Raw genomic sequence first — 18,277 nt, 5'->3', positions numbered from 1 at the left:
CTAACCCACACGAAAGAACAATGCCGGACAACGCAGCGGCCGCACGATACGAGCGATTCATTCAGGCAACCGAGGAAATCAAGGTTGAACTTGGCAAGAAATATCGCACAAACTTTACTGGCTTCGGGGCGGCGCTCCACGAAGCACGAAAGCGGCGACAGCCTGTCGTCAGCCACAACTGGGACACCCTGGATGTTCTGATCAGCCTCAGGAACGTTCTCCAGCATTCCGCAACGCGCGGCGGGGAGGCTATTGCTGCTCCGCGTCAAGACACCGTGGATGCCATCGAACGTATTCGGGACCAAATCCGGAGCCCGACGCCCATCAAGGACTTCGCCCAGACACCATTGACGCTTGCGCCAGACGACCCGCTCGCGGCCGCAGCTCATCTCATCGTTGAGCGTAACTTCTCCCAGGCTCCCGTTTACGACGGCTCCACCTACACAGGTCTCTTTACGACGAACGCTATGGCTCGGTGGCTTTCTCGCACGCTCCTCGACGACGAACTGCTCCTCAACGCCCCGAGCGCGACCGTCGCCGATGTCCTGAAATGCGCCGAAGAGCATGAGCGACCGATCTTCCGCAAGCCCACTGCTTCGCCCTTGGAGGCATGTGAGGACATGGCAAAATCGGATGCTTCGCGTCCGATTCTGGTGACGACAGACGGCACAGATCGAGGAGCCTTGCAGGGGATCGTCACGTCGTTCGAGATCCCACGCATCCTGCACACCCTCAGTTTTTCACTGAGCTGATCATCTGCCCGAGCCGCCTCATCAGAGTGCCTCGGTCCCGCCGATCCTGCTGCTCAACCACTCCGACATGTTCGACGCCCGTCCGAAGGTCAGCGTCACGCTCCCGTGCCGACATCTGCAACTCGCCGTAGCGACAGCAGCCCGCCCACGGCGAAGGTGACGAGCACGCCCAGCAGCGGGTACCACTGCCACGCTACCCACACGTCGCCCACAACGTACTTCTCCATCACGAAGAAGAACGCGTTCACTGCGACCGCGACGGCGAACGCGATGTTCGCGTCGGCCGCGCGGGCACGCTTGTTCACGATCCCGAAGATGAACGCGCCCAGCAGGCCTCCGTACGTAATCCCTGCGATGCCGAGCGCGAGGATCACGATGCTGCCCTCGTCCGAGGTGAACACCGTGGCCGGGAGGATGAACGCGACACCCCACGCGATCGTGGCCCACCGGCCCACACGCAGGCCCTGCTCCTCCGTCAGCGGATCCCGCCGGAACCGGGCCACCACATCCGTCACCGTCGAGGACGACAGCGCCGACAGGGACGACGACAGAGTCGACATCGCCGCCGCCAGGATTCCTGCCAGCAGCAGACCCGACAGCCCCGCCGGCAGTCCCTCGATGATGAAGTGCGGGAAGATCTCGTCATCCCGGGTCAGCCCCAGCTCGGCCGGCGACTTCTGCTGGTAGTAGCCCCACAGGGCGAGGCCCACGGCGAGGAACACCGCGAACTGCACCACCACGACCACGCCCGATGCGATCAGCGCCTTCTGTGCCTCCGCCTTCGTGCAGCACGCCAGCAGGCGCTGCACCACCAGCTGGTCCGAGCCGTGAGACGCCATCGCGAACACGGTGCCGCCGATCAGCGACGGGATCAGCGAATCCGCACCGGAGATCGGGCTCCCCTCCAGCACCAGCAGCTGGGTCTTGCCCTCGGCGATCGCGTCAGTCAGCCACGAGCCGCCGATCGCCGACGTCACCACCACCAGTGCGATGATGCCGCCCACCACGTACAGCAGCATCTGCGCCACATCCACCCAGACCACGGCCCGGATGCCGCCGATGAACGTGTACAGGATCGTGACCAGAGCCAGCACCACGATGATCACGAAGTAGCTGGCGTGCACTCCCAGCCCGTCGAGGATCACCTTCAGCGGGATCGCCGCGGCGAGGACGCGGACCCCGTCGGCCAGCAGACGGGTCACCATGAACGTGATCCCCGCGGTGGCCTGCGTGGACTCACCGAACCGTTTGCCGAGGTAGGCGTAGGCGGTGACCATCTCACCGTCGTAGTAGCGCGGCAGCAGCAGGGCCGCCACAATGACGCGCCCGAGGATGTAGCCGAGCCCCAGCTGCAGGTAGGAGATGTTCCCGAGGTAGCTCATCACCGGGATGCCGATGACCGTCAGGGCGCTCGTCTCCGTCGCCACCACAGACAGGCACACAGCCCACCACGGCAGGTCACGGCTGCCGAGGAAGTAGTCGCGCACACCCGTCTGCTTGCCGGACAGCTTCAGGCCGAGCCAGGCGGTGGCAAGGAGGTACAGAACGATGACGGCGATGTCGAGCAGCTGCACGGCGGGATCCTCACGGAGACAACACGGGACCCCCATTGAGACACAGGTCACCCGCGCGGGGCAACTGACCAATCGGTGGACTCCCAATGTCTGCGGGCCAAGCTTGGCCGCATCCACCGCGCTCCGGAATGATCACACCCGCCGATAAGGCCCCGCCCCTAAAGGCCCCGGATCATCTCCCTGCCTCGGTAAAGATGGTTCGACTATTCGCCACAAGGGACTACCCAAGTCACCGAGTTGCTCGATCCCGGGCTGACTGGGCCCTCAGCAAATGAAGCTCAGGAGATGAGCTCGGCTGCTTGCCGCTCCGCTCACCTGAGCCCCATTTCGATTTCATTGGAGATCATGCCTACGTGCGTGTAGTAATTAAGCGCCCCGAACAGCAGCCAGAACACACCGGGGACGGCGAGCATCCAGCCAACAGCTCTGAGCAGACCGCTGGGACGCACAGCACCGCTGTCCGGAGACTGGGAGGCGGTGCTCTTGAGCGCCGTTGGCAACAAAACGAGGGCGAGGCCGTTGATGCCGTACAGGCCAGAGATGATGAATGCTTCGAGCCAAGGCCACTGGGCAAACGCACCGCTGATCGGCTCGTGCGGCGGGGCGGCGAACAGTTGGAAAATGTTGCCCACGAAGAACACTGCGATCAGGGCGAGGCCCAAGCCGATAAACCAAAAACGGAACGGACCGAGCACCTGCGCCAGATGCACACCGGGGTCCGGCATTTCCGCCAATTCACTTCGACGACTCCAGATGTAGAAGGAAGCGGCCAGCAGCAGGAGACCGAACGCCAGCGACGGCTCCCCGAAGATGATGTTGTCAAACGGGAGCGCGTTCAAAGGCCAGGTCAGGGTCATGTGAAGCCCAGTGACGGTCAGGATCACCCCGAGGATGCCGAAGATTAGCGAGTAGCCATCGAGCGACGCCCTCCCTGCGATGGTCCCCGTGGGATTCGGCTCCCCCGTAAGCACGGTACGCCCGAACTGGATCAAAGTCAGCAACGCTGCACCTACGGCCAGCGCCATGATGGTGTTGTAAATGATCATGCAACCAACCGTACGCTCGTATGTAGTTTAAAGTTGAGTTGTCCAAATCTGGCCCAGGGTCCGTCCAGTCGTAGGCCACGATTCAGATGCCCCCACCAGACCAGGCGCCATGGTGGCACCAGCACCCGGGTAGACCTCGCCGAAGATGTTCGCGGCGGCGTTACCCTGCGCATGTAGGCACCGAATCGGTTCACCCGCTTCGGTGAGGCCACGGCCCTGCGCATCTGTCATCGCGCTGCTGCAGGAGCCGAGATCCGAGACCACGATCTTCACCGTAAACTGCCCGCCCTCCAGCGGCGGCAGGCACGGGTTCGGGATGTTTGTGGGATCGCCTCATAAGTGCTGCGGCCCCGGCCGAAGTCTTCATCGTTCCCTGCGGCGGCGAGCCGGTTGACCCCCTCGTTCGTTCTGCGCAGCGCGACAGTGTCTACACCGATCGCGGTTTCGAGGTCGTCGGGGTGCCGGCGCGGGGGACGACCCCGGCGTCGTACCACGCCGCCGGCAGCGGTACGGCGGGCGCGACCGACAGGAACCACCACGCCTGCTCCATGAACCCGAGCTGCCCGCCGGCGCGGCGATAGAGCCGCCGACGGTTGCCGTCTTCTCCACGACCACCACGCTGAGGCCCTACTTGTGCGCGGCGAGCGCTGCCGCTAGGCCCGTGCCGAAGCGGACGGGACCGCTCCGGGATGGGGATCAGCAGCGGAACCATGAGCGGGGAGCAGGCCAATAGTGCCCCACTATTCCACTCGGCCGCAGCCGAGGACAGGGGTCAGAGAACCTCCGCTGCGAGGCGCTCCACGGACAGGCCGGCGCGGTACCGGTCCAGCCAGGCGGAGTACCCCGCGGCTCCCTCGGGGTCCGGATCCACCGTCACCAAGGGGAAGTCCGCGAAGACCCGCTCATCGAGGAAGCGCTCCAGCGACTGCGCATCCGCAACACCCTCGGTGCGGGCGTGGGCGAACGCGGCCAGGACGGCCATGCCCCATGCACCGCCCTCACCGGCGGTCTCGCCCACCGCGACGGACGCACCGATCGCATCGGCCAGTACCTGCTGGGCAACGCCGGCGGTCAGGAAGATGCCGCCGTGGGCGAACATGCGGTCCAGGCGAACCTGCTCCTCAGTGAGCAGTACCCGCATTCCCGAGGCGAGGGCACCGAATGCGCCGTACAGCTGGGCGCGCATGAACGAGGCGAGGCTCAGCTCGGAACCCTGGCCCCGCACCATCAGCGGTCGGCCGGCGGGAACGTTCGTCTGGTGCTCACCGGACATGTAGTTGTACACCAGGATGTCCGCAGCGTCTGCGGGGGCGGTCATACCTTCGGTGAACAGCAGGTGGTACAGCCCGGTGGAATCCACGGAGCCGTCGAGGAGCTCAGCAAATCGGCGGAACACCCCCACCCAGGCATTGAGGTCCCCAGTGCAGTTGTTCGTGTGGATCATAGCCACCGGGTCACCGGACGGGGTGGCGACAATGTCGATCTCCTTGCGGGCGGTCGCCAGAGCATCGTCCAGCACCACCATCGCGAACGCGCTGGTGCCGGCGGAGACGTTGCCCGTGCCCGGCCTGATGCTGTTGGTGGCGACCATGCCGGTACCCGCATCGCCTTCCGGCGGCGCCATCAGCGACCCCGCCCGCAGGCCGCCCGACGGGTCCAGGAGAAGCGCACCCTCGTCGGTGAGACGGCCTGCGTCCTCCCCTGCGGTGAGGATCTCCGGCAACAGGTCCCTCAACCTCCACGAGTAGGCGCTGACGTCCCCCATGCGGTCGAACAGATCCAGGCGCTCCGCATCGTACTGACCGGTCTGCGCATCCACGGGGAACATGCCGGACGCGTCACCCACTCCCAGGACCTTCCGGCCCGACAGCTGCCAGTGCACGTACCCGGCGAGCGTGGTCAGGAAGCGAACCCGATCCACGTGCTCCTCGTTCTGAAGGGCGGCGTGCATCAGATGGGAAACGCTCCACCGCAGCGGAATGTTGAGGCCGAAGCGCTCGCTCAGCAGCGCACTAGCCGTGGTGGTAAAGGTATTGCGCCAAGTGCGGAACGGCACGAGGAGCTGCTCGTCCTCGTCAAAAGCGAGGTAGCCGTGCATCATGGCGGAGACACCGAGGCCCGCGAGGGACCTCAGTTGCTCGCCGGTGCGCTTCCTGACATCGCCGCACAGCTCAGCGAAGCAGGTCTGCACACCTTCCCACAGGTGGTCGAGGTCGTAGGTCCAGATGCCGTCGACCATGGCATTCTCCCAGTCGAACGCCCCGTTGCCCGCCACCTCGCCGCGGTCGTCGATCAGGACGGCCTTGATGCGGGTCGAACCGAGTTCGAGGCCCAGCCAAACCCGGCCCTCTTGGACGGCCTGCTGCGTCGCGGCCGACGCGGTGCTCGCGGAGCCGGACTGTACTGAGGGTGAATGGTCGGACATAAGGTTCCTCCGATGTGGGGGGCAGGGGCGGTCGGGCAGCACGGCACCGCGGGCCGCTGGGGCCCGCGGCGCACGGGATCAGAGTCCGTCGGACAGGTGATGGACCACCTGCGCCAACTGGAGCTCGCGGCGGAAGCCCCGCGTCGTGGTGTCCTTGTCGATGACGGCCAGCTCTACACCAGCCATCTCGGCGAGGTCCTCGAAGGCTTCAAGGTCGAGTTTCGTGGTCATCACAGTATGGTGAGCGCCACCAGCGGTCAGCCAGCACTCCGCCGAGACGGCGAAGCTGGGCTGCGGCTCCCAGACGGCGCAAGCCACCGGGAGATTCGGCAGAGGCGCATCGGGCTCCACCACGCGGACGCGGTTGGCGACCATCCGGAATCGGGTGCGCATGTCCATCAGCGCCACGACCAGACCGTTCTCCTCCGGTTCGGCGGTGAAGCGCAGTCGCACCGGGTCCTCGCGGTCGCCAATACTCAGCGGGTGGATTTCCAGGGAGGGCTTCGCCGAGGTCAGGCTCGGGCAGACCTCGAGCATGTGTGCGCCGAGGATCTTCTCCCTGCCCGGTGTCATCTCGTAGGTATAGTCCTCCATCAGGGAAGCTCCACCGCCGAGGCCGTAGGACATCACCTTCGCCGTGCGCACCAGCACCGCGGTCTTCCAGTCGCCCTCGGCGCCGAAGCCGTACCCATCGGCCATCAGCCGCTGCACCGCGAGGCCGGGCAGCTGCCGGAGGCCGCCGAGGTCCTCGAAGTTCGTGGTGAAGGCGGTGAAGCCGCCCTCCTCCAGAAAGCGGCGGATGGCGATCTCCTGGCGGGCGCCGTAGCGCAGGGACTCGCGGCGCTCACCGACGTCCCCGAGCTCAGGAGCCACGTCATATAGCTCGTTGTACTCCGCGAGCAGCGCGTCGACGTCGGACTCTGCCACGGCGTCCACAGCGGCGACGAGGTCGTTGACGGCCCAGGTGTTGACGGAGACGCCGAGGCGCAGCTCCGCCTCGGTCTTATCGCCCTCGGTGACGGCGACGTTGCGCATGTTGTCGCCGAAACGGCACACGCGCATGGAGCGCATCTCGGCCCAGCCGGTGGCGGCGCGGGCCCAGGTTCCGATACGGGCGGTGACCGCCGGGTCGGAGGCATGGCCCACCACGGTAGTACGGTTCACGCCGAGGCGGGTCGCGATGTACCCGAACTCGCGGTCGCCGTGCGCGGCCTGGTTGAGGTTCATGAAGTCCATGTCGATGGAGTCCCACGGGAGGGACTGGCCGGCCTGCGTATGGAAGTGCAGGAGCGGCTTGTCCAACGCGTCCAGGCCCACGATCCACATCTTCGCCGGAGAGAAGGTGTGCATCCAGACGATCACACCCACGCACGAGTCGTCGGCGTTGGCCTCGAGGGCAAGGCGGCGGATGGAGTCGCGGTCGGTCAAAACGGGCTTGTGCTCGATGGCCACGGGTATCGAGTCGGCGGCGTCGAGCATCTGCGCGACATTCGCGGACTGCTCGGCGACCTGCCTCAGCGTCTCGGGGCCGTAGAGGCCTTGACTGCCGGTTAGGAACCAGATCCGGCGGTTCTCAAATGGGTTATTCATTGGTGTCTCCTCTGGTCGGGCTCGTGCTCCGGGTCACTGCCCGTAGACGTTCTGGTAGCGGTCGTTGAGCGCGGCGATGGTGTCGCCGGGGATGTCGATGGGCGTGCCGAGCTGGCGGGCGATGGTCACCGAGCGGGCAACCTCCTCGACCATGACCGCCGCTTTCACGGCCGCCTTCGCGTCCCGTCCGATGGTGAACGGGCCGTGGTTCTGCATAAGAACCGCCGGGGAGCGGGAGTCGCGCAGCGTCTCCACAACCCCCTGGCCGATGGAGTCGTCGCCGATGATCGCGAAGGGGCCGATCGGGATCTCTCCGCCGAATTCATCGGCCGCCATCGTGGTGACGCAGGGGATGGGCTCCCCCACGGTCGCCCACGCCACGGCGTAGGTGGAGTGGGTGTGGACCACCCCACCCACGTACTCCATGTGGCGGTAGACGTAGGCGTGCGCAGCGGTGTCTGACGACGGCTTGAGGTGCTCGGGGGTGCCGTCGGCGATCTTCTCGCCCTCGAGGGTGCAGACCACCATCGATTCCGGGGACAGCTCGTCGTAGGACACGCCGGACGGTTTGATCACGAAGAGGTCCGCACCGGCGACGCGCTCGGACACGTTGCCGGCCGTCCATACCACCAGTCCGTTGCGGGGCAGTTCGGCGTGCAGATCGCTCACGCGCTGCCGCGCGGCCGCGACCGCGGACTGGACATCGGCGGGAAGGTCGTGCAGAACGAGGGTCATGGGGTTGGTCTCCTTGGGTCAGTGGGTGAGGGCGGGAACGGGAGCGCTGCGGCGATGGGCGGCCGCCTCCTCGATCTCCTCGAGCGTGCGTCCGGCGGTTTCGGGAACCACGGTGCGCACGAAGACGACGCCCAGCAGGCAGATCGCACCGAAGATCGCGAACACCACGGGCTGCGGCATCGCCATCGTCATCAGCGGGAACAGCAGGCCGACGGCGAAGGACCCCAGCCAGTTAAAGGACGAGGCGAGGCCGGCGCCGCGCCCACGGATGGCGAGCGGGAAGATCTCGCCAACGATGACCCAGGTCAGGGGCGCCCAAGTGAAGGAATAGAACGCCACGTAGATCGACAGGAATACCACGATCAGCATCGGGTCGGCGCCCGGGGCGATCCAGCTGATAACGGCGGGCAGGATGAACGAGACCCCCATGACGGTGCCGCCGACGGCCAGCAGGGTGCGCCGCTTGAAGCGGTCGGCGATAACCAAGAACACCAGCGAGCCGAGCACCAGGATTACTCCCTGGATGATGGGCCACATCAGCGCGTTGCTAGCGGAGGTACCGCTGGCCTGCTCCACGATGAGGGGGATGTAGTAGAAAATGGCATTCGCGCCCTGAAACTGCTGGAAGGCGGCCACGCCCACGCCGGCGATGACGAGCCAGCGGTAGCGGGAGCTCATCAGGCTCGCCCAGGTGGTGCGGCTCGAGGCGTTGTGCTCCACTTCGGCGGTCTCGCGGATCTCCGCCAATTCGGCGTCCACGGCGTCCGCCGGACGGATCATGGTGAGCACGTGGCGCGCCTCGTCGATCCGGCCCTTGCGGACCAGGAAGCGCGGCGACTCCGGCAGGCGCTTGACGCCGAGGTAGAGGATTACCGCGGGCACGGCCGCCATGGAGAGCATGGTCCGCCATGCCCATTGCTGTGGCAAGTCCTTCAGCAGGAAGTCCACGATGTACGAGAGCAGCATGCCGGAGACGATCATCGTCTGGTTGAGCCCGGAGAGGCGGCCGCGCAGACCAGCCGGTGCCATTTCAGACATATAGGCCGGCACGAGGGCTGATGCTGCACCTACCGCCATTCCAAGAAGCATCCGGACTAGGCATAGCAGTAGCACCCCTCCGGCATTCGGCACCGCTCCAGAAAGGATCGATCCGACCACGAATATCGCTGCAGCGATCAGGATCGACTTTCGGCGCCCTAGCCGATCGGCAACCATGCCAGAGAGCGCGCCTCCCATGATCGCTCCAAGCATGAGGGACGACGTGATCCATCCGATTGCAACCGCATCGCCGTGTAGCTGCCAGTCCGACTGGAGGAATGGCAGGGCACCGGTCATCACACCGATGTCGTACCCGAAGAGGATCCCTCCGAAGGCGCCGAAGAAGTAGATGAACTTGGCGGGGATCTTCCGCTGTTGCTGGCCCACTCGCGCTCCTGACCGGGCTCTTGCCCTGATGTCGCCGTTGACGTCGCTCGACTTCGAATCAGTCGAGCACAATAATGTTAGCGCTAACATTTTGGAGTGGCAAGGCCCGCCACTTCGGTCCCTGGCTCGCTGTAAGGATTGGACCTCCTCGTTCCAGGCAGAATGGTCCCGCTAGTAGATGACCTCAGCCGCCTATCGGAGGACAATGCCGAAGCAAGTACGCCCGCCCGGGATGGTTGACGTCGCCAAGCTCGCAGGTGTTTCTCACCAAACGGTCTCTCGTGTGCTGAACGCGCCGAACATGGTCAGAGCGAGCACTCGCGAAAAAGTCGAGCAAGCGATCGCCGAGTTGGGCTATCAGCGGAACCTGGCCGCTCGCACTCTCGCGACTCATCGCAGCAGGCTCATCGGGGTTATCGTCGCCAACTCCGATTTTCATGGACCAGCTGAGACCGCGCTCTCCGTGCAGAGTGCCGCCCATGAATCGGGTTATGCCGCGATCCAGGCCGCAGTTCGAAGTGCCGACCCGAAGGAGTTGGGGTCCGTGGTATCGATGCTCCTCAACCACTCAGTGGAAGGCATCGTCGTCATTGCTCCACAGGAACAACTCGTCCGAGAGCTTCAGCGAACCGCTGCCCGGGTCCCCATGGTCGTTGTCGCCGACAGCCCAAGGCCGCTGGACGGAATGCATGAAGTATGCGTGGACCAGCGGGACGGAGCTCGCAAGGCGGTAGAGCACCTAATTGCGACCGGCCACAGAACCATTGCCCATATCGCGGGCCCCCCAACCTGGCTCGACGCGACACAGCGCCGTAGAAGCTGGCTTGAAACCTTAGCCAAGCATGGTCTGCCACCAGCCACTGAGCACACCGGTGACTGGAGCGCACAAGCTGGCTACGAAGCGGCCGCTCTACTCATCACCGAAGGCGCGCTTCCCGAAGCGGTGTTCTGCGCCAACGACTTGATCGCGATAGGTGTCGCGGCCGGGCTCAAAGATGCAGGGATTTCCATCCCAGAAGACATCTCGATAGTAGGGTTCGACGACATCCCGAGCGCTCCCTACCAACGGCCGGCGCTGACGACGGTTCGGCAGCCCTTCAAGGAACTTGGACGTGCCTGTATGGAAGTCCTGAGCGCCGGCATCGAGGGGGTTGAGCCCGGTCCGCGGCGAACGATTTCTGCCACCTTGGTACAGCGTTCATCCGTCCAGGTCCACCGCAACAAAACTTCCTCCTGAAATCGCCAGTCCGGCGCATTCTTGACCAGGACGAAAATCACGCTGCTCCACGCCCTGGCCGACACCGGAGTTCACCTGCCCGTCACCTGCGCTTCGTATGCTGGGACCATGAGCAGCTCTGGGCGCACCACAGAACACGGCGGAACGATCGGCAGCAGGGTCCGTGACGCCATCCGCGCCGCCCAGGTGACGCAGAAGGTCACCGCCGCCTCCGTGGACATGACACCGGATGCTCTGTCCCGCTCGGTGAACGACAAGCGCGCCTTCACCTCCTCGGAGCTGGTGCGCATCGCCGACTTCCTCGGCGCGGACCTCCGCCACCTCGTGACCGGTGACAGGTCCGACCGCCGTGAATGGCGCGGCCAGCCGAACCCGCAGAACACGAAGCTGCCCCGGTTCGAGGACGACGAGGTCTTCCTCGACCAGCTGCGCCATGCCTACACCCAGTCCGGCACCATCCACCCCACGCCGCCGCTGCCGCGCACTCCGCACGAACTGCGCGTGGGCCTGGGCCCTCAGTTCCTCGAAGCGCTCGACAACCGCCTCGGTCAGATCGGCGTGGACGTGATCCGCGCCCGCGAACTCATGCGCCCCCACCACCTCGATGTGGAGGGCCGCATCATCATCGCCATCCCCACCAGCGCCGACTGGACCCAGTCCAACGTGGACATCGCCATGCACCTCGCCATGGCCGCCGTGGGCCGCGACAACCCCACCGACCAGGACGTCATCTCCGTGGCGGATGAGCTGCTCATGCCGGAGAACGAACTGCGCTCCATCGATTGGAACAGCATCTCCCGCGCCGCTCTCTGCCGCATCCTCCGCCGTTGGGGCGTGCCCACGCGGGCGCTCGGCACCCGCCTCGAGCAGCTGCGGATCCGCACCCCGAAGCGGGTGCGCCGCAACCTCGCCATGAGCACCAGTGACCTGTTCCGCCTGCAGTCCGAAGCGGACCGCACCGAAGCCGACCGCGGCAAGCGCTCCGCACGCGCGGAGAAGAAGGGCCTTCCGTTGACGGACCTGCTCATCGCCTCCTCCGCCCGCACGTTCCCCCGGTGGCTGATCAACGCCCACCTGCAGCAGGTGCTGCAGGGCATGCTGCCGCCCACCACGCTCGCGTGGATGCTCGACGTGGACGTCGACACCATCGAACTGCCCGTCGCGTCCTGACGGGCGGCCGACGGGTCCCGCTCACCCGTTCAGTTCGGACGCCACCTCAGCGCGCACATGATCGACCACGCGACGGTTCGCCGCCAGCTCCGGCGACAGCAGCTGCAGAAGCACCCGCACCTTCTCCGCCGCTGATTCCGCATCGGTCTCCCAGTCCACATCCGAGGTGAACTGCCCATCCACCCCGGCGAGGGCCCGCTCAATGCGGTCGGACTGGGCATCCGGGTCCGCCGAGCCCGTCAGCCAGCGCTCCACCCACGCGGCGATCGCCGTCAGTGCCCCCTCCGGGAGCCGGCCGGCGCGCAGCTCCAGCAGCGCCACCGGCACGATCCGGTCCTTCAGCTTCTGCAGGGAGTCCACCGCCATGTCCGCGAGCGCCGGGTCGATGCGGCTGTTCTCGTACCTGTCCGCGAGCGCATGCCGGTACGCCTGCGCATCCACGCTCGCCGGCAGGTGCCGCTCCGCCTCGTTCCACCACTGCTTGATCGCGCGGTGCACGAAGTCATCGGCCATCGCGTCCGCCGGGGACTCGCAGCCGAGCTGCTGACCGAGGTTCGCCATCAGGATGCCGGCGCCGTCGTGCAGCCATTCGCGCAGGCGTTCGAACGGACCCAAGTCGTCGGTGAACACGGCCCCGGCCTTCTCCCACGCGGGCCGGCCCGCCGGGAAGTCACCCTCGATGATCCAGGAGAAGAACGGTTCGCACACCGCCGGCGCGGCGTCGCGCAGACCCGTCACCGCCTGCACCTCCTGTACGTCCTCATCGGTGGCGGGCGGGGTGGTGCGATCCACCGAGGTGGAGCAGAAGGAGACGTTCTGGCTGATCCAGTCGGCGAGCTCGCCGGAGCGGGCGCGCGCATAGGTGAGGACCGCCTCGCGCGTGACGGGGCCGCTGTTCGTGATCGAATCGCACGGCACTACCGCGATCGGGCCGGCGCCGGCGTCCATGCGGGCCTGCAGGCCCAGCACGAGGCGCGCCAGCGGCCCGGCGGGCGCTGCGGATCCGTCGGCCAGCGCCGTCAGGTCCGCCACCACCCGGTCGTCCTCGGTGTCCAGGGCGTCGTCGGCGGTGAGGGGGTAGCCGTCGCGGGTGATCGTCACCGTCACCACCGCCACCTCCGGGTCGGCGAGCAGGCGGGTGAGGGCGTCGATGTCGGCGCCGTCATGCGCGGCGGAGACCGACGAGATGATCTCCGCGTCGTCCCCCTGGTCGCCGCGGATCAGCAGGGTGAACAGGCCGTCCTGGTCGGTGAGGATGTTCGCCTGCTTCGGGGAGCGGCCCGTGAACGCGGCGATGCCCCATTCGCCCTCCGGGTCGGCGTGGTCGGTGGCCCAGGCGACATGGGCGCGGAAGAACGCACCGGCGCCCAGGTGAACGATGCGGATCGGCCGGGCCCTACCGGCCGTGGAGGACACCCCCACGCGGCGAGTGCGGGCCTGAAGGTTCTCGCGAGTCAGGGCGGTCACAGCTGTCTCCTCTCCATCGCGGCGCGACTCTGCGCCGCAGCGACGAGGCCGTGCCCGGCACCGCCGCAGCCTCCCCGCCGACGGGGCCGGCGGGCATACCGCCACTGTATTCCTCGGCACTGGCCTGCACCAGGGAACGAAGGCCCTGGGCCGCGGCGCTCGGCCCGACACTCATCCTGTGACCCAGTTCGCAACACCGTTGCGCATCGATATACGATGCTCGTCATTCCCTTCCGCCGGGACTCGACCGGGCTCCCCCGCCGCGCACCGACGCGCGGCAGCACCCGTCGGCCCCCCGCACCCCATCCCCAGGAGAGACCATGAGCTCACCCGCTCCCACCCCCACCCGTCGCACACTGCTGCGCGGTGTCGGCGGGCTGGTCGCCGCAGGCACGATCGGCACCGCCGCCTACGGATCGTTCACCTCCGGCAGCACCGGCGACGACGTCCGCTCCGCCCTCACCATCATCGCGCCCGCAGCAGCCGGCGGCGGCTGGGACGCAGTCGCCCGCACCATGCAGCACGCCCAGCGGGCGAACTCCATCATCAACAACACCCAAGTGGTGAACATGCCCGGAGCCGGCGGCACCATCGCCCTCGGCAACGTCGGCAGCCTCACCGGCGATGCGCACACCATGCTCGTGGGCGGCACCGGCCTCCTCGCCGCCACCATCCAGTACGACTCCCCCACGAAACTGCCCGACATCACCAACCTCGCCACCCTCGTGGAGGAGTTCGATGTCATCCTCGTGCCCGCCGATTCCCCGCACCAGAGCCTCGAGGACCTGGCGAAGGCGTGGACGGCGAAGCCCGGCGCCCTCCCCTTCACCGGCGGCGGCTCCTTCGACCAGCTCGTGGTCACCGACCTCGCCCTCAAAGCCGGGCTGCGCGGCACGGACGTCAACTACATCTCCTCCGACGGAGGCGGCGAAGCCATGGCCGCACTACTGAACGGCACCGCCGGCGCAGCCGTCAGCGGCCTGCCGGACTCCATCGACCAGATCGAATCCGGCCGCGTGCGCGCGCTCGCCCTCGTCGCCGAAGAGCCGGTGGACGGCATCGACATCCCCACCACCGTGGAGCAGGACTTCGACGTCACCCTCACCAACTGGCGCTCCGTCTCCGCCCCGGCGGGCCTCGACTCCGGGATCGTCTCCGACCTCGAAGCCGTGGTGCAGGAGACCTATGAGACCGCCGAATGGCAGCAGGCGATGAAGGACTACGCGTGGGCGCCCGCCTTCCGCCAGGGCGAAGAGCTGCACCAGTTCCTCACCGACCAGACCGACCGCATCACCGCCCTGTACAAGGAGATGGCATGAGCAGAACCAGCCAGCTGCGGCACGCGCCCGCCTCCCCCAAGCGCCTCATCGGCCAGCTCCTCGTTCCGGCCGTGATGATCCTGTTCGCCGTCATGCTGATCATCGGCATCCTCACCATGGAGGTCCCCTCCAACGCCACGTTCCCCGGGCCGCAGTTCCTGCCCACCATCGTGGCGGGGGCGCTGCTGGTGCTGTCCGGTGTGCAGATCGCCGCCACCGTGCGCGAGCACAGGCACGGCGAATCCGAACTCGTCCTCCCTCGCGACACCCGCGGACTGGGCGAAGTTCCCCTGCCCGGTGAGCGCCTGCGCACCGCCGACCAGCCGGTTCTGAACGAGGAGGCGCTCGCCGCGCCTGGGTTCCGCCTCGCCCCGTTCCTGTGGATCACGGTGGCGTTCGCACTGTTCGCAGTGCTGCTGAAGCCCCTCGGCTGGATCCTCGCCGCCGGCGCCCTGTTCTGGTGCGTGACCAGAGCGTTCGGCTCCCGGCACGCACTTCGCGATGCGGTCATCGGCCTCACGGTGTCCTCAGCCGCCTACATCTTCTTCGACATGATCCTCGGCCTGAACCTCCCCTCGGGCCTGCTGGGAGGGCTCTGACATGGACCAGCTGACGCTTCTCGCCGAGGGCTTCGCCTCGGCCATCACCCTGGAGAACCTCTTCTTCGTGCTCCTCGGCTGCCTGCTCGGCACCGCCGTGGGCGTCATGCCCGGCCTCGGCTCCTCCATGGCCGTGGCGCTTCTGCTGCCGGTCACGTTCGCCCTCGAACCGACCGCCGCGTTCATCATGTTCGCCGGCGTGTACTTCGGCGGGCTCTTCGGCGACTCCACCATGGGCATCCTGATGAACACCCCCGGTCAGGCATCCGCCATCGCCTCTACGTTCGAAGGGCACCGGATGGCGAAGGCGGGGCGGGCGCCGCAGGCCCTCGCCACCGCAGCCATCGGTGCGTTCATCGGCGGCATGGTGGCCTGCGCCCTGCTGGTGTTCATCGCGCCGTGGCTCGCCGCGGTCTCCACCAGCTTCGGACCCGCCGAGTTCTTCGCGCTGGCGATCTTCGCGTTCATCGCCACTTCCACCGTGGTCACCGATTCGGCGGTGAAGGGCCTGATGTCCCTCGCGCTCGGCATCGGCATCGCCCTGATCGGAGTGGACGGCGTCACCGGCGCACCCCGCTTCACGTTCGGCGCACCCCAGCTGCTGGACGGCATCTCCATCGTCACCGTCACCGTAGCCGTCCTCGCCCTCGGTGAGGTCATCTATGTCGCCACCGCCGGCAAATACGGTGTGCACGGTCAGATGATGGAGGCGAAGGGCCGCTGGTGGCTCTCGAAGGACGAACTGAAGGAGGCCGCTCCCGCGTGGGCGCGCGGCACCGCGATCGGCCTGCCGTTCGGTGTGGTGCCCGCCGGCGGTTCCGAAATCCCCACGTTCCTCGCGTTCGGTGCAGAGCGGCGCCTGGATGCGCGGCGCCCGGACCCCCAGTTCGGCAAGGGCGCCATCCGCGGTCTCGCCGCACCGGAGGCGGCCGGCAACGCCACCACGGGTATGGCGATGGGTGCGCTGCTGGCGCTCGGCCTGCCGATCTCCGCGACCGCGGCGATCATGCTGGGCGCGTTCCGCCAGTACGGCCTGCAGCCGGGACCGCTGCTGTTCGAGCGGGCACCGGACCTGGTGTGGGCGCTGCTCGCCAGCTTCTTCGTGGCGATGATCGTGCTGCTGATCATCAACCTGCCGTTCGCGGCCCTGTGGGCGAAGCTGCTGCTGATCCCCGCGCCCTACCTGTACGCCGGGATCACCGTGTTCTGCGCCCTCGGCATCTACGCCTCGAGCTCCTCCTGGTTCGATCTGCTGATCCTGCTGGCGGTGGGCCTGGTCGGGTTCGTGATGCGCCTGTTCGACTACCCGCTGGCGCCGATGATCATCGGAATGGTGCTCGGTCCCCTCGCGGAGACGTCTCTGCGCGATGCGGTGCAGTCGGCCGACGGGTCCTTCGCCTCCCTCGTGTCCGGACCGATCGTGCTGGTCATGTGGGGCCTGATGGCGATCGTGCTCGTTGGCGCCATCATCGCGAAGCTGAAGGGCCGCACCGGGCTGAACACCTGAGTCCCTTCGCCCTCCTCAAACTTCAGGAGAACCACATACCTGAAACGCACGCTGCAGGTACTTTCTTCTGCTGAAGTTTGGGGAGTGGTCCGCACCCCTCGCTACGGTGGAGGCATGCAGCATTTCTCTGACGCCCAGGTCCGTGAGCTCCTCCCCTCCCCCGCCGAATCGATCGATCTGATGCGCGAGGCGCTGATCGCGCTGGCGAACGGTGAGGGCTCCGTTGTGCCGAAGACCCAGGTCACGCACGATGTCGGCGGCGACACCGCCGACGGGTTCGCCAACGCCATGCCGGCGTCCTGGCCCGAGCGCGGCCTGCTCGGCATCAAATGGGTGACGATCACCCCCTCCAACCCGCCCCAGGGACGGCCGATGACCGGCGGCATCATGGTGCTCTCCGACGGCGCCACCGGCGCGAACCGCTGCACCATGGACGCGGGTGAGCTGACCGCACTGCGCACCGCAGCCGTCACCGGCGCCACCCTCGCGCTCGACGACCGCCCCATCACGTTCATCGGCGCCGGTGTGCAGGCACGCTCCCACGCCCGCGTCATCGACGCACTCGCTGCCCGCGACCGCGAACAGGGCCGCACGGCCCGGGGCCCGCTCACACTGTGGGCCCGTCGGACCGAAGCTCTCACCGAATTCGAACAGTGGGCGGCCGAGCACGTCCCCGACCTCGAGATCCGCACCACCACCGACCGTGCCGCCGCGGTGCGCGACGCCGGCGTGATCGTCTCCGGCCTCCCGATCGGGCTGCGAGGCTCCGAGCTCGACCCCGCAGAGATCCAGGCTGACGCCACCGTGCTGCCGCTCGACTACGCATCGGTGGCGGGCCGTGCCGTCGCACAGCGGGCGAGCCTCGCCGCCGACGACCCCGAGCAGTTCGAGACGCTGCGCGCGATGAAGCTCGGAACGGACTACCCGCAGGCAACCGCATACACGGGCGAGTGGCTGCAGAAGGGCCGACCGGATGGGCTCGTGGTGGTGCAGAACCTCGGTTCTGCGATGGGTGACCTGCTGATCGCGGATGCCGTCGCCCGCGCCGCCGGCATCTGAGGAGCAGCGCCGCCGGAGCTGAGGGACTCATCAATCCGTCGGCTCCGCGCAGGCATCGCCGATGTGACGACGATTCTGATGAAGCCGCCGCCGTCGATGAACTCCACGACGATCAGCTCCGAGGTGGCGGCGCACTTGCCGGCATTCGTCAGCGCCTCCTGCAGGAACAGGGAGCAGGCGGTTTCCGCAGAGTCCACGCGCAGGGAGGGAACGTGAAGCGCTTCGGTGACGGGGGTGCAGCCGAAGGTGGGGTCAGTGATGCGAAGAGTCATGATGCGCCCTGCTGGTTCGGGAACGGTGGTCGGGAGGAGGGGGCCGACGGGACCCCCGCTTTCCATGTTTCGGACATGCCGTTCACATGGTGGGCACGGG

At 67.0% G+C, this 18,277-nt stretch carries 15 protein-coding genes; 7 read left to right on the top strand and 8 right to left on the bottom strand.

Features of this window, described 5'->3' with window-relative positions:
- Window positions 1–20: 20 nt before the first annotated feature.
- Window positions 21–752, top strand: coding sequence for a CBS domain-containing protein (locus tag FHX50_RS00650; RefSeq protein ID WP_183373556.1), 732 nt, complete (start codon window positions 21–23; stop codon window positions 750–752).
- A gap of 95 nt (window positions 753–847) precedes the next feature.
- Here FHX50_RS00650 and FHX50_RS00645 read toward each other — a convergent pair whose 3' ends face one another.
- The 7 genes from FHX50_RS00645 to FHX50_RS00615 all read right to left on the bottom strand — a co-directional run bounded on the left by FHX50_RS00645 (window position 848) and on the right by FHX50_RS00615 (window position 9,637).
- Window positions 848–2,326: a sodium:solute symporter family transporter gene (locus tag FHX50_RS00645; protein ID WP_183373555.1), complete on the bottom strand. Its 1,479-nt coding sequence runs from the start codon at window positions 2,324–2,326 to the stop codon at window positions 848–850.
- Between the two features lie 311 nt (window positions 2,327–2,637).
- Entirely contained in the window at window positions 2,638–3,372 is a 735-nt protein-coding gene (locus FHX50_RS00640; RefSeq protein ID WP_183373554.1) for a DUF981 family protein, read from the bottom strand.
- Between the two features lie 27 nt (window positions 3,373–3,399).
- The gene (locus FHX50_RS12410) at window positions 3,400–3,690 is read right to left on the bottom strand and encodes an FAD-binding protein (RefSeq protein WP_183375216.1); all 291 of its coding nucleotides are present in this window, start codon (window positions 3,688–3,690) and stop codon (window positions 3,400–3,402) included.
- 454 nt (window positions 3,691–4,144) lie between these two features.
- On the bottom strand, window positions 4,145–5,797 hold the full coding sequence (locus FHX50_RS00630) for a xylulokinase (RefSeq protein WP_183373553.1): 1,653 nt from the start codon (window positions 5,795–5,797) through the stop codon (window positions 4,145–4,147).
- A 78-nt stretch (window positions 5,798–5,875) separates the two neighbouring features.
- On the bottom strand, window positions 5,876–7,387 hold the full coding sequence (gene araA / locus FHX50_RS00625; RefSeq protein ID WP_183373552.1) for an L-arabinose isomerase: 1,512 nt from the start codon (window positions 7,385–7,387) through the stop codon (window positions 5,876–5,878).
- A 33-nt stretch (window positions 7,388–7,420) separates the two neighbouring features.
- Complete coding sequence (locus FHX50_RS00620) at window positions 7,421–8,122, bottom strand: L-ribulose-5-phosphate 4-epimerase (protein WP_183373551.1); 702 nt, start codon at window positions 8,120–8,122, stop codon at window positions 7,421–7,423.
- Between the two features lie 18 nt (window positions 8,123–8,140).
- Entirely contained in the window at window positions 8,141–9,637 is a 1,497-nt protein-coding gene (locus FHX50_RS00615) for a sugar porter family MFS transporter (RefSeq protein ID WP_183373550.1), read from the bottom strand.
- A gap of 142 nt (window positions 9,638–9,779) precedes the next feature.
- Between FHX50_RS00615 and FHX50_RS00610 the strand changes: the two genes are divergently transcribed.
- Together FHX50_RS00610 and FHX50_RS00605 are read left to right on the top strand one after the other, a co-directional pair.
- The gene (locus tag FHX50_RS00610; protein ID WP_221187069.1) at window positions 9,780–10,784 is read left to right on the top strand and encodes a LacI family DNA-binding transcriptional regulator; all 1,005 of its coding nucleotides are present in this window, start codon (window positions 9,780–9,782) and stop codon (window positions 10,782–10,784) included.
- Between the two features lie 108 nt (window positions 10,785–10,892).
- Window positions 10,893–11,954 (top strand): helix-turn-helix domain-containing protein, encoded by a 1,062-nt coding sequence (locus FHX50_RS00605; RefSeq protein WP_183373548.1) that lies wholly within the window; start codon window positions 10,893–10,895, stop codon window positions 11,952–11,954.
- A gap of 21 nt (window positions 11,955–11,975) precedes the next feature.
- Here the strand turns inward: FHX50_RS00605 and FHX50_RS00600 are convergent, their stop codons facing one another.
- Complete coding sequence (locus FHX50_RS00600) at window positions 11,976–13,421, bottom strand: mannitol dehydrogenase family protein (RefSeq protein ID WP_183373547.1); 1,446 nt, start codon at window positions 13,419–13,421, stop codon at window positions 11,976–11,978.
- Window positions 13,422–13,741: 320 nt separating this feature from the next.
- On the opposite strand from FHX50_RS00600, the gene FHX50_RS00595 reads away from it, so the two are divergent.
- The 4 genes from FHX50_RS00595 to FHX50_RS00580 all read left to right on the top strand — a co-directional run bounded on the left by FHX50_RS00595 (window position 13,742) and on the right by FHX50_RS00580 (window position 17,905).
- Window positions 13,742–14,740: a tripartite tricarboxylate transporter substrate binding protein gene (locus FHX50_RS00595; protein WP_183373546.1), complete on the top strand. Its 999-nt coding sequence runs from the start codon at window positions 13,742–13,744 to the stop codon at window positions 14,738–14,740.
- The gene (locus tag FHX50_RS00590) at window positions 14,737–15,339 is read left to right on the top strand and encodes a tripartite tricarboxylate transporter TctB family protein (RefSeq protein ID WP_183373545.1); all 603 of its coding nucleotides are present in this window, start codon (window positions 14,737–14,739) and stop codon (window positions 15,337–15,339) included. The genes FHX50_RS00595 and FHX50_RS00590 overlap by 4 nt, the downstream gene beginning before the upstream one ends.
- A gap of 1 nt (window position 15,340) precedes the next feature.
- Window positions 15,341–16,846, top strand: a complete 1,506-nt coding sequence (locus FHX50_RS00585; RefSeq protein WP_183373544.1) for a tripartite tricarboxylate transporter permease — start codon at window positions 15,341–15,343, stop codon at window positions 16,844–16,846.
- Between the two features lie 114 nt (window positions 16,847–16,960).
- Window positions 16,961–17,905 carry an ornithine cyclodeaminase gene (locus FHX50_RS00580; RefSeq protein ID WP_183373543.1) on the top strand — a complete coding sequence of 315 codons (945 nt, stop codon included), beginning with the start codon at window positions 16,961–16,963 and terminating at the stop codon, window positions 17,903–17,905.
- Window positions 17,906–18,277 lie beyond the last annotated feature (372 nt).

This window comes from Helcobacillus massiliensis (assembly GCF_014191425.1).
GTDB lineage: Bacteria > Actinomycetota > Actinomycetes > Actinomycetales > Dermabacteraceae > Helcobacillus > Helcobacillus massiliensis.
This window is presented reverse-complemented; position numbering and strand designations above follow the sequence as displayed.